Consider the following 12,362-nt stretch of genomic DNA (forward strand, 5'->3'; position numbering starts at 1 on the left):
CTCAGTCCTCGATCTTGATGTCAGGAAGTATCGGTTTTGGCAGGGAAACCTTTTCGGTGGGGGCAATGACCTTGGCCTCGCCGGATACAACCTGCTGATTATTCTGGTTTTTGACATCACACTGCAAGGTAACCCGGTTTTTCGGGGCTTTGGTCAGAACGGTGAGCGTGACGGTTAGTGTGTCGTCGAGTTTTACCGGGCGCTTGAATGCCAGGTTCTGTTCCAGGTAGATGGTACCGGGGCCTGGCATGACTGTTGCGAGAGCAGCAGATATCAGCGATCCACTCCACATACCGTGGGCAATTCGTTCACCAAACATGGACTCTGCTGCAAATTCCGGGTCCAGGTGGACGGGATTGACATCACCGGAGACTGCCGCAAAGAGGATCAGGTCGTTCTCCGTGAGTGTGCGAGTGAACGTGGCGGAATCGCCTTCATTCAGTTCGTCGTAAGTAATGTTTTCAAGCGTATCCAGGGCACTGCTCATGATGTAACTCCGTACGTTATTGATTTGAGTACAGCTGTTCGGACATATTTGCTGAACGCTACCTCATCGTTAACAAAACTGCTATTCTCTCCCCACTTTTTCGAGGGTGATACTTTTGTAGGGTTGATTTTTAAGTCAGGTCTGCAGTGGTGAGTCATTACAATGAAAAACGCCAAACAGGAGATGGTGATGGATTTTGAGCAGTTCTATCAGGATAAATACCCCGCCGGCGTACCCCGGGAGGTGGACCTGAACAAATACAAGAGCATGGTGGAGGTTTTCGAGCAGGCCGTTAAAAAATACGCGGACCGGCCGGCCTTCAGTGCTGTTGGTGCGACGCTCACTTACCGTGACCTTGATACCCAGAGCCGTAATTTTGCGGCCTGGTTGCAGAATAAGACCGATCTGAAGCCCGGCGATCGCATTGCAGTACAGATGCCGAACGTTTCACAGTATCCGGTTGTTGTTTTCGGCGCCATGCGCGCTGGCTTGATTGTGGTGAACACCAACCCGCTTTACACCACACGTGAAATGGAACACCAGTTTAACGATTCTGGTGCCAAGGCTCTTGTGGTGCTTGCCAATATGGCCGAGAACGCTGAAAAGGTTCTGCCGCATACGGGCATTGAGCACGTGATCGTGACCGAGATTGCAGACATGCACTCTCCGATCAAGCGTACTCTCATGAACGCTGTGATCAAACACGTTAAAAAGATGGTGCCACCGTTCAACATTCCCGGCGCGCACAAACTGCCGGCCGTGCTCAGTGCAGGTGCCCGGGAAAAGTTTACGCCGGTGGAATGCAAGTCTGATGATATCGCAGTGCTCCAGTACACCGGTGGTACCACGGGTGTGGCTAAGGGTGCGATGCTGACCCACGGTAATCTGGTCGCGAACCTGCTTCAGACACGACCGATGATGGGCGATATCGTGGAAGAGGGTAAGGAAGTGGTCATCGCTCCGCTGCCGCTCTACCACATTTACTCCTTTACCCTGAACTGCGGCATCATGCTGGAAGCTGGCGCCCACAACGTTCTGATCCCGAATCCCAGGGATATTCCGGGCTTTGTCAAAGAACTCAAGAACCATAAGTTCACTGCTTTCCTGGGGCTGAACACCTTGTTTGTTGCCCTTTGCAACAATGAAGATTTCCAGGGTTTGGACTTTAGTGCCCTCAAGCTGACATCTTCCGGTGGTATGGCACTCACCAGTGACACCGCCAAGATGTGGGAGCGTGTGACCGGTTGTGAGATTTCCGAAGGTTACGGCATGACCGAGACCTCGCCGGTTGTGACCTTCAACCCGCATGTGGCCATTCAGCTTGGCACCATCGGCCTGCCGATTCCTTCTACCGTGGTCAAGACCATTGACGAGGATGGCAATGAGACTCCTCTGGGTGAGCCGGGCGAGCTGTGTGTGCAAGGCCCCCAGGTGATGCGTGGATACTGGCAGCGTCCGGAGGATACCCAGAAGTCTTTCACTGAGGATGGCTTCCTGAAAACCGGCGATGTAGCCCTGATCCAGGAAGACGGCTATATCCGGATTGTTGATCGTAAGAAAGATATGATCATTGTGTCGGGCTTTAACGTCTTCCCGAATGAAATCGAAGACGTGGTAAGCAGCCATCCGAAAGTGGTGGAATGTGCCGCCGTTGGCGTGCCCGATGCGAAAAGTGGTGAGGCCGTCAAGGTGTTCCTGGTTCCGACCGAAGAAGGCGTGACCGAGAACGAACTCAAGGAATTCTGCCGTGAGCGACTGACCGCTTACAAAGTGCCGAAGCTGTTTGAGTTCCGGGAAGAGCTGCCGAAGACCAACGTGGGCAAGATCCTGCGCCGTGAATTGCGTGATGAAGCGAACGGCTGATGATCGCTGTTAAGTTTGCGTAGGTCAGCCCGCCCCGATGGCTGACAGCATGAAAACCCCGCTCAGGCGGGGTTTTCTGTTTTTACACAGGTCGCATTCCCGATAGACTGTCGCAGTTTTCTGACAATCACTGGTAAACGAAAGTAAGTCGAATCACCGATGACAAACCCCAGCACGGATAATCCTGCGGTCCCTGAAACAGCAGAGCAGAGGCAGGCCGCCGTCAAATCCATCATGGCGAAACTGGATACCTGCAATCAGCAGGAAGCGGCCCGTATCGTCCGCACGGTCGCGCGCACCAAGGGGAAACCAGGAACCAAAGACCTGGAGAAAATGGCCAAATGGCTGGAGCGAGGCTCCGAAAAGGTATCTGCCCGCCGGGCCATTCATAAAACGGCAACGTTTCCGGATGGGTTACCGGTCAGCAGTCGCGTTGATGATATTCGTGAGGCGATTGACCATAACCAGGTGGTGATCATCGCCGGTGAGACAGGGTCGGGTAAAACCACCCAGATACCCAAGATTTGCATGAACGCCGGTCGCGGAACTCGTGGCCTTATTGGTCACACCCAGCCTCGACGAATTGCTGCCAGGAGCGTTGCCGCTCGCATCGCTGAAGAGTTGGGTGAACAGACCGGGGAACAGATTGGTTACCAGGTACGGTTTACGGATACGACCTCCGAACAGTCTCGAGTGAAGGTCATGACCGACGGTATATTGCTGGCAGAAGTCCAGCATGACCGCTTCCTGGACCGTTACGACACGCTCATCATTGATGAGGCTCATGAGCGCAGCCTGAATATTGATTTTCTCCTTGGTTATCTGAAGCAGCTCCTGCCCAAGCGGCCGGACCTGAAAGTGATCATCACCTCGGCGACCATTGAGGTTGAGCGCTTCAGTGAGTTTTTTAACGAGGCGCCGGTGATCGAGGTGAGCGGGCGGACATACCCGGTTGATATCCGCTACCGTCCCCTGACGGGCGACGAGGACGACCGTGATCAGGGCACGACAGACGGCGTGATCCAGGCTCTGGAGGAGATTGAACAGCACGAGCGCCAGGAAAAACAGCCACCCGGTGACGTGCTCGTGTTTCTGCCCGGCGAGCGGGAAATTCGTAATCTCAGCAAGGTCCTGCGTCACGTAGATCTCAAGCACACCGAGGTCTTGCCGCTGTACTCCCGGTTGAGCAACCAGGAGCAGAATCGCGTATTCCAGTCCCACCGTGGGCGGCGAATCGTGCTCTCGACAAACGTTGCTGAGACGTCGTTAACGGTGCCAGGAATCCGTTATGTGATCGACACCGGCATGGCCCGGATCAGTCGATACAGTGTGCGCTCCAAAATTCAGCGACTACCAATTGAGCCGGTCTCCCAGGCCAGCGCAAATCAGCGGGCAGGGCGATGCGGTCGCGTTGCTCCGGGTATTTGCTTTCGTCTCTACGACGAGACCGATTTCATTAACCGCCCCGAATACACCGATCCTGAAATTCTCCGAACCAACCTGGCGTCCGTTATCCTGCAGATGGCGACGTCTGGGCTTGGCGAAATCCGGCAGTTCCCATTCCTGGAAGCCCCTGACCGACGGCAGGTTAACGATGGCTATAAACTCCTGGAAGAACTCAGCGCCGTGGATGACAAACGGCGGGTTACCAAACTGGGCCGGACCATGGCGCGTCTGCCATTGGATCCACGCTTGGCGAGAATGCTGGTAACCGCTGCGGAACTGGGTAGCCTGTCCGAAACACTGGTGATTATCGCCGGCTTGAGTGTTCAGGACCCGCGGGAACGGCCTCAGGAAAAACAACAGGCGGCCGATCAGGCCCACGCGCCGTTTAATGACAAAGAATCGGATTTTGTCACGTTGCTCAATATCTGGAATTTCTATGAGGAGCAGCGCCAGGAGTTGTCACAGAATCAGCTGAAAAAGCTCTGCCAGAGGACCTTTCTCAGCTGGATGCGGATGAGGGAATGGCGAGATATCCATCGACAGCTCACATTGATCTGCCGCGAACAGAAACTGGCTTTCAACAAAGATGTTGCCAGTTACGACAAGCTTCATAAAGCCATTCTCGCGGGCCTGCTCGGCCAGGTCGCTGTGAAGGTGGAGAACCGGGAATACCTCGCAACCCGAAACCGGAAAGTGATGATTTTTCCGGGCTCGAAAGTCGTGAAAACGGCCCCGAAGTGGATTGTGGCAACCGAAATCGTTGAAACCAGCAAAGTTTTTGCCCGAATGGTGGCAGCCATCCAGCCAGACTGGATTGAGCCTTTGGCGAAGCACGTTGTGAAGCATCACTACTTCGAACCTCATTGGGAGCAAAAGCGTGCTCAGGTGATGGGGTATGAGAAGGTGACGCTTTACGGCCTTGATGTGGTGCCCAAGCGCCGCATTGCCTACAGCAAGGTGGATCCTGAAGAGTGTCGAAACCTGTTTATTCGCAGGGCGCTGGTTGAGGGCGATTACCGGAGCAAGGCGCCGTTTATCGCCCGGAACCGGGCGCTCCTTGATACCGTTGAGAATCTCGAGAAAAAAATCCGCCGCCGTGACTTGCTTGTGGACGATGAAACGCTGGTGGGTTTCTATGATCAGCGGTTGCCGTCAGAGATCGTCAGCGGCCGGCATTTCGAGTCCTGGTGGAAGCAACTCTCAGCGCAGGGACTGAAAGATCTGGAGCTGAGCGAGGAGGACATTCTTCAGCGCCCTCTGGATGACGCCGCCGCACACCAGTATCCAGACTACCTGGAGTGGGAGGGCGTCCAATACCCGCTCAGCTATGAATTCGAACCGACCAGTGAGCGGGATGGTGTGACCCTTAAGGTGCCGCTGATGGCGCTGAAGCAAATCCCGACTCGCCGTCTCGAATGGTTGGTACCGGGGCTGTTACGGGAAAAGTGCATCGCACTGGTAAAAGGACTGCCCAAGTCCCTGCGCAGAAACTTCGTGCCTGTACCGGATTTTGTCGATGCGGCACTGGCAAACATGCAGCCGTCAAATGAGCCGCTGGCGGTGCAGCTCTGGGAACAGCTAAGACGAATGACGGGTGTCCGGATTGATCCGGAGGCCTGGTCTGACAAAGAGCTGCCAAGGCATCTTCGGATGAATGTCCGCGTGGTGGGCGATAAAGGGAAGATTCTGGCAGAAAGCCGTGATACGTCCAGCCTGCAGGATCGCCTGGAAGGTCGGGCAGAAGAAGCTCTGGCATCGGCCGCCTCGACCGAGGCCGAGCCTACTGAAACAAAAGAGTACAGTGACTGGCAGTTCGGCACCTTGCCGGTCGAGGTTCAAACCGAAAAAGGTGGCATGCAGGTCACGGTTTATCCGGCACTGGAAGACCTCGGTAAGCACGTTCGGCAGATCCGCTGCCTTGATCGTCTGACTGCTGAGGATGAGACCCGAAAAGCCATTGCGCGATTAATTCTAAACCGGTTCGGGAAGACCCTTGAGGGTCTGGAGCGCAAGCTGCCCAGGTTCAAACAATCTGCACTCATGTTTGCCCCGGTAGGTCAGGCCAAGCTGTTGCTGGATGATTTGCTGGTTTCCACAGCCATGCAACATTTTTTGTCGGAGGAGCTACCTCGATCCGCAGAGGCCTTTGATCGGCTCTATGATCGTCATCGTGGCGATTTTATTCCGGCACTGGAGGAGGCCGACGAGCGACTGTTTCAGGCGATGTCGGGGTATCAGAAGCTGGCTAAGCAGCTCAAAGGCAAGATTAGTCTGGCACTCGCGAACAGTATGGCGGACATAAAATTTCAGCTCGAGAACCTTGTCTACCCGGGGTTTCTGGTGGCAACGCCGCGGGAATGGCTGGATCAGTTCGGGCGATATTTTGATGCGGCCCTGATCAGGCTGGAGAAGATGCCACGGGAAATGGGCAGGGAGCGGGAGTTCCTGCACTCGATCGACCCGCTCTGGTCCCGTTACGCGAAAAAGCGCGACGAGCAGCAACGACAGGGCGTGCGGGACCCGGAACTGGTGCTGTATCGCTGGATGCTGGAAGAATACCGGGTATCATTTTTCGCTCAGCAGCTTGGCACTATTATGACCGTCTCGGTCAAGCGCCTGGACAAACAGTGGGAGCAGACCAGGGTCTAATCACCGGGAAATTTGCTTGGACGTTGGTCGAAAATGCACTGGATCGGTGCTGTCTGCACTGTTTGCTGGCGAGCAAATGCTAGAGACTGTGATAGTATTTTATCAAGAACGACATTCTGGTCGCCCGATTCTATAACCATGACGTGGGGTTAGCGTGATTAAAGCCGTCATTAGCGGAACAGGTCTCTACACACCGCCTGCAACCATTGATAACGACGAGCTGGTTGAAGCATTCAACCAGTACGTCGAGCTGTACAATGCTGAAAATGCCGATGCGATTGCCGCAGGGGATCTGGCACCGCTACAGCCGTCTTCTTCAGCCTTCATTGAGAAAGCTTCCGGTATCAAACGACGCCATGTGATCGACAAGACCGGTATTCTCGATCCAAAAAGAATGGCGCCTTTGATTCCCGAGCGAAGCAACGAAGAGCCTTCGGTCCAGTGTGAAATGGCAGTCTCTGCCTGTAAGGAAGCCCTGGAACAAGCCGGTAAGACGGTTGCCGATGTGGACGCACTTATTGTTGCTTGCTCTAACATGCAGCGTCCGTACCCTGCGATCTCCATTGAGGTTCAGGAAGCGCTTGGCATTGATGGGTTTGCCTACGACATGAACGTGGCCTGCAGTTCGGCCACCTTCGGCCTGCAAGCAGCGGTTAATTCCGTTGAGAACGGTTCTGCTCGTGCGGTGCTGGTTGTGAGTCCGGAAATCTGCTCTGGCCACCTTAATTTCAGGGATCGCGACAGCCACTTTATTTTCGGCGATGCCTGCACAGCGATTCTGGTGGAGCGTGAAGAGAATACCCGCGCGGGTGAGGGGTTCGAGATCCTTGGGACCAGCCTGAAAACCAAATTCTCCAATAACATCCGTAACAACTTCGGTTTCCTGAATCGCGGGGATGAATCAGGCATTGGTAAGCCGGACAAGCTGTTTATTCAGCAAGGCCGTAAGGTGTTCAAAGAGGTATCGCCTTTGGTGGCTGAAATGATCCAGGCTCAGCTGCGGTCACTCTCCTTGACACCGGATGATCTGAAGAGAATGTGGCTTCACCAGGCCAACCTGAACATGAATCAGTTGATTGCAAGGAAGGTACTGGGTCGAGATGCCAGCGAGGAAGAGGCGCCGGTGATTCTGGACGAATACGCCAATACGAGTTCGGCCGGGTCCATCATTGCATTCCACAAGCACAAGGAAGATCTGGTTGCCGGCGATCTGGGTGTGATTTGCTCGTTTGGTGCCGGTTACTCGGTCGGCAGCGTAGTGCTACGCCGCCGGTAATTCCGTGGGTGTTGTTCAGCGGGCTGCCACTGCTCTCAAAGCGTCTGGCAGCGCCGTTGAGGCTCTGGCCGAGCGATCGAACCAGACGATCTTGGCATAGCCTTCCGCGTATACCTCACCACTATCCGCATCCGTTAGCAGATGGTAAGAATCCAGGCTGGTATTGCCGGCCTTGTCCGCGTATGTTTTCACAACAACGTTGGCCGGGTGGGTCAGTTCCTTGAGGAATGTAGCGCTGGTTTTGATAATAACAGGTCCCGTGGGCTCTTCAGGCCCGCCTACTTCCAGTGAGGCCAGCCACACTATGCGTGCTTCCTCAAAGAACCGGAAGTAGACCGTATTATTCGCATGGCCGTATGCATCCATGTCCCCCCAGCGGAGAGGCAATGTAATAGTATGAACAAGATTTCCAGGTACTGACATCAGGTACCTCCAGAACAGCGGTTAAATAAGAATAAAAAAGCGCCGGTATTTTCGACGAACTGAAACCATTAAGACAACCCAAGAGCAGGCGATGACACAATCTTTTTTCCGGTGCTGGCAGTTTGCACTCGCTGTGACGGTTTCACTGGCCGCGGGCCAGGCGGGTATGGTCTCTGCCCAGACCGTAGACGAGGGCATGGTGTCTTCAGGGGCGGCGGACGTTGACCCCAAGGACCCATACGAAGGCTGGAACCGCAAGGTATTCAGTTTTAACGAAACCATCGACCGCTGGTTTCTTAAACCTGTGGCCCAGACCTATCGGGCGATAACGCCGGGGTTTGTGGATCGGGCGGTGACCAATTTCTTCAATAACCTCCAGGAAGTCCGGAATTTCACCAACAGCGTGTTGCAACTCAAAGGGGAGTCCGCCGTTGTTGCTGCGGGGCGGTTCACCTACAACACGGTATTCGGGCTGGGAGGGTTGATTGATGTTGCCACAGAGTTTGATCTGCCGGAGCGGCCAGAAGACTTCGGGCAGACGCTTGGCCATTGGGGCGTCGGCTCTGGGCCTTACCTGATGATGCCATTCCTGGGGCCCGCTACCCCGCGCTATTTTTCCGGGCTCGCAACGGATGGGTTCGTGTTTCCGTCATTGTGGGATAACGTGGACAGCCCTGAAAACTGGTACGCCCGGGGCGTTCAGATTGTCGACAAGCGAGCAGACCTGATTCCTGCTGAGGGCTTCATTTCCGGGGACAGCTATATTTTTGTCCGGAATGCCTTCCTGCAGCGCCGGGAATTCCTGATCAATGATGGTAAGGTGGTCGAAGACCCCTTCGCCAGTGGTGAAGATGAAGACCTGATGCTTGAGGATTTCTGAGCAAATCCGTTGCGGAAAGGAGATCAGAGTGATTAAGGATCCGAGGATCAGCAAGTTCCGGAAGATGCTTGCCGAGGCGCCCAACTATGAGGTGTGGAAGGCGGCAGCACTGGAACTGGACTTCCTGGAAGGCAATGCCGACTGGAAAGAGGACTTTGCGTCGGATCTTTACCACTTCGAACTGATCTATGACCGCCTGAGCAATTTGAAGCAATACCGTCAGCAGAACGACTTTGATCGCCTCAAGCGAGCCCTTCGGGAGGGGTTGCACCACGATCTGGGCAATATGGGAAACCCGGCGCTTTATACGCGCTCCAGGGTAGGCACCAAACACCTTATTGAAGAGTACATAACCCAGGTATGTGAGTCCCTTGATTACCTCTGTGATCACCCGGTTCCCGGTTTTCCGGTTGCGGATAAGCTTCAGTTTTTCCGGGACACCCTGACCAGCTATGGCCGGCCAGCACTGCTGCTCAGCGGTGGAGCGACGCTGGGTATGTTTCACTTCGGGGTCATCAAGGCACTGTGGGAAAAAGGGCTGTTACCCCAGGTGATCGCAGGTTCCAGCGCCGGCGCAATCATTGCCGGCATGCTTGGGGTGCATACCGATGCCGAAGTTCCTGAAATGCTCGTGCCGGAAAGCCATAACCTTAACGCCTGGAAATGGAAAGGTTTTCTGAGCGCCCTGAGGGGGGAAGGCATGATGGATCAGGAACAGCTTCGGTCCTGCCTGCGCGCAAACATCGGTGAGTATACCTTTGAGGAAGCCTTTCAACGTACCGGGCGTTCCATTAACGTGAGCGTTTCGCCGGTACAGGCACACCAGAAAGCGCGACTGCTGTGTGGGTATACGTCACCCTACCTTCTGGTCTGGAGTGCGGTCTTAGCCAGCGCCGCCGTGCCCATGGTGTTTCCGCCAGTAACCCTGATGAAAAAGGATCTTCAGGGTAATTCCTTGCCCTATATGCCACGCCTGCGATTTGTGGACGGCTCTGTGGTGAGTGACTTGCCGGTTGACCGCCTGATGCACCTGTACGATGTTAACTTTACGATCGTCAGCCAGACCAACCCCCATGTGGTTCCGTTCCTCAACGAAAAAGGGCTGGATGAAAAGCTGTCACTGGCCAATCTGCCGATGCATCTTCTCAAGTCCGAGATCCAGTTCCATGGAACCGGCGTGTTCGATTATCTGAGGAAACGGGTCAAGCCGGAGTTGTTCCGGCAGATTTCCGGCCAGATTTACACAATGATGGCCCAACGATACTCCGGTGATGTGACGATCGCGCCGTCATACTCACCACGGCATTACCGCCGGATCGTGTCCAATCCGGACCCGGAGTTTATTCGCGAGCTCATTCTGGCCGGCGAGAGAGCGACTTGGCCGAAGATATCCATGATTCGATCCCACGCGCGTATATCGAAGACTCTGGAGCGATGTGTGCAACGCCTCAAGCATCAAAACCGGCGCACGGCCGAACTTCGGTTGATAAGTAATTCCGATTCCAGCAGTTCCTGAGATGACAGCCCCTTGAAGCGGACGGTATGATACCGCCATACCAAGGCGGCATAGCGCCATTGGGGCTGCACCTCAACGCCTGAGCACCAGACTGGACATCCATGTATTACGATTTTTTCGGCTTTCGGGAACCGCCGTTTTCCATTGCCCCTGATCCCCGGTATCTATACCTCAGTGACCGCCACAAAGAGGCGCTCGCACATCTGATGTATGGGGTAAAAGGGCAAGGCGGGTTTATCGTAATCACCGGTGAAGTGGGTACTGGAAAAACCACGGTGTCACGCTGCTTTATCGAAAACGTGCCGGAGAATGTCGACATTGCCCTGGTACTCAACCCCAGGCTCTCTGCCCGGGAACTGCTCTCCAGTGTTTGTGATGAACTGGAAATTGATCACGAGGTGGGCGCGAGCATCAAACAACTGGTTGATCTGATCAACCAGGATCTGTTGAAGGCCCACGCGGCGGGCCGCCACAAGGTGCTGATGATTGACGAGGCTCAGAACCTGTCAGCGGAGGTTCTCGAACAGCTCCGCTTGCTCACCAATCTTGAAACAGCCGAGAAAAAGCTTCTCCAGATTGTTCTTTTGGGGCAACCCGAGTTGCAGCAGATGCTGGCATTGCCAGAACTGCGGCAGCTCAATCAGCGGGTGACCGCGCGATATCATCTCGATGCCATCGAAAAAACGGAGCTGCCGGCCTATCTTCGTTATCGATTGAGTGTCGCAGGTCTCAGGGGCGACATCTTTTCGCCGTCTGCCATCAAGCGCCTGTACAAGGAAAGTCAGGGCGTACCCCGTTTGATCAACCTGATTAGCGACCGGGCCCTGCTAGGTGCCTATGCGGAAGGTGAGCACGAGATTACGTCTTCCCACATACGACAGGCCGCCAGAGAGGTTCGCGGTAACGATCTGGGTCCCATACCCTACGGCAATGAAAGCAGGCGCCCTGCAATGCAGCGTTGGCTGATGGTGGCATCATCGGCATTGTTGGCCGTCATCCTGACGGTATGGCTGGTGGAGCAGTGGCCGATGTCAACGGCTGCAATCAGTAAGGCCGAGACCGCGCCAGACTCAGCCGACCCGGAGAATCAACTGGGAGGGTCTGTAGAGCGGACAGAGCCTGAGGCCAGCTCGATGCCGGCTCCAGACTCAGCGGGTCCTTCTGTTAGGGCATCAGAGCCCACGACCAGTCGCTTTTCGTTTGATCGTCAATCCACGGACCTTTCTACGGCGTTCCAGTTGCTGTTTTCTATATGGGGAAGGGAATATCAGCCCTCCCAGTCACCGATTGCCTGTGATTTTGCCCAACAGGCCGGGCTAGGGTGTCTGGAACGTCAGGGCAGTCGGCGCAGCCTGGAATTTCTTGATCGCCCGGTGATATTGCGCCTGCATGCAGACGGTGCGAATCAGGCCTTTATAGTCATTAAAAGTCTTCACAACGATCAGGCGCGAGTGCTTTTGCCGGACGGAGAGCAAGTCCTTTCTTTTGCGAGTATCGAGCCCTATTGGTTCGGAGAATATCGAATTCTATGGCGATTACCTGAATACCAGACCGAAGATCGTTTTTACGGCTCAGAGAATGGGCAGTCGCTGTGGATCGGTGCCCGCATGATGGAGCTCGCGGACAGATTGAGCCTTTCGGAATCCGAAGGCGAGAGGATCAAGCGACTGGCCTCTGAAGATCAGGTCCGGTGGTACCAGAAACAGAAAGGGCTGCTCGTAGATGGCATTGCAGGAGCGATGACCATTATTCAGATGAATAATGACCTGGATTCCGAGGTACCACGCCTGGTACCTGCTTCGTTACCGGAGGAGGGGTGAGA

At 54.9% G+C, this 12,362-nt stretch carries 8 protein-coding genes; 6 read left to right on the plus strand and 2 right to left on the minus strand.

Translation table 11 applies throughout. The annotated features are described in order from the left end of the window. Position 1: 1 nt before the first annotated feature. Positions 2-487, minus strand: coding sequence for a MaoC/PaaZ C-terminal domain-containing protein (locus tag D777_RS03625; RefSeq protein WP_036128811.1), 486 nt, complete (start codon positions 485-487; stop codon positions 2-4). 189 nt (positions 488-676) lie between these two features. On the opposite strand from D777_RS03625, the gene D777_RS03630 reads away from it, so the two are divergent. From D777_RS03630 to D777_RS03640, 3 genes are all read left to right on the plus strand, one after another. After that, on the plus strand, positions 677-2,350 hold the full coding sequence (locus tag D777_RS03630) for a long-chain fatty acid--CoA ligase (RefSeq protein WP_036128814.1): 1,674 nt from the start codon (positions 677-679) through the stop codon (positions 2,348-2,350). Positions 2,351-2,509: 159 nt separating this feature from the next. Next, a complete protein-coding gene (gene hrpA / locus D777_RS03635; protein WP_201443325.1) occupies positions 2,510-6,445 on the plus strand; it encodes an ATP-dependent RNA helicase HrpA in 3,936 nt (1,311 codons plus the stop codon). A gap of 154 nt (positions 6,446-6,599) precedes the next feature. After that, the gene (locus D777_RS03640) at positions 6,600-7,721 is read left to right on the plus strand and encodes a beta-ketoacyl-ACP synthase III (protein WP_036128816.1); all 1,122 of its coding nucleotides are present in this window, start codon (positions 6,600-6,602) and stop codon (positions 7,719-7,721) included. Positions 7,722-7,736: 15 nt separating this feature from the next. On the opposite strand, the gene D777_RS03645 is transcribed toward D777_RS03640, so the two are convergent. Further along, on the minus strand, positions 7,737-8,144 hold the full coding sequence (locus tag D777_RS03645) for an acyl-CoA thioesterase (RefSeq protein WP_036128818.1): 408 nt from the start codon (positions 8,142-8,144) through the stop codon (positions 7,737-7,739). A 91-nt stretch (positions 8,145-8,235) separates the two neighbouring features. Here D777_RS03645 and D777_RS03650 point away from each other — a divergent pair, with 91 nt between their 5' ends. From D777_RS03650 to D777_RS03660, 3 genes are all read left to right on the plus strand, one after another. Further along, positions 8,236-9,024: an MlaA family lipoprotein gene (locus D777_RS03650; protein WP_036128820.1), complete on the plus strand. Its 789-nt coding sequence runs from the start codon at positions 8,236-8,238 to the stop codon at positions 9,022-9,024. A 28-nt stretch (positions 9,025-9,052) separates the two neighbouring features. Next, positions 9,053-10,540: a DUF3336 domain-containing protein gene (locus tag D777_RS03655; RefSeq protein WP_036128822.1), complete on the plus strand. Its 1,488-nt coding sequence runs from the start codon at positions 9,053-9,055 to the stop codon at positions 10,538-10,540. A 101-nt stretch (positions 10,541-10,641) separates the two neighbouring features. Next, positions 10,642-12,360 carry an ExeA family protein gene (locus D777_RS03660; protein WP_036128824.1) on the plus strand — a complete coding sequence of 573 codons (1,719 nt, stop codon included), beginning with the start codon at positions 10,642-10,644 and terminating at the stop codon, positions 12,358-12,360. The last annotated feature ends 2 nt before the right edge of the window (positions 12,361-12,362 follow it).

This window comes from Marinobacter nitratireducens, assembly GCF_000708045.1.
In the GTDB taxonomy this organism is placed as follows: Bacteria; Pseudomonadota; Gammaproteobacteria; order Pseudomonadales; family Oleiphilaceae; genus Marinobacter; species Marinobacter nitratireducens.

Excerpts from the sequence above, each read along its gene's own strand:
- D777_RS03650 (WP_036128820.1), top strand. The coding sequence starts at position 8,236 with ATGACACAATCTTTTTTCCGGTGCTGGCAGTTTGCACTCGCTGTGACG.
- hrpA (WP_201443325.1), top strand. The coding sequence starts at position 2,510 with ATGACAAACCCCAGCACGGATAATCCTGCGGTCCCTGAAACAGCAGAG.
- D777_RS03645 (WP_036128818.1), bottom strand. The coding sequence starts at position 8,144 with ATGTCAGTACCTGGAAATCTTGTTCATACTATTACATTGCCTCTCCGC.
- D777_RS03660 (WP_036128824.1), top strand. The coding sequence starts at position 10,642 with ATGTATTACGATTTTTTCGGCTTTCGGGAACCGCCGTTTTCCATTGCC.
- D777_RS03625 (WP_036128811.1), bottom strand. The coding sequence starts at position 487 with ATGAGCAGTGCCCTGGATACGCTTGAAAACATTACTTACGACGAACTG.
- D777_RS03630 (WP_036128814.1), top strand. The coding sequence starts at position 677 with ATGGATTTTGAGCAGTTCTATCAGGATAAATACCCCGCCGGCGTACCC.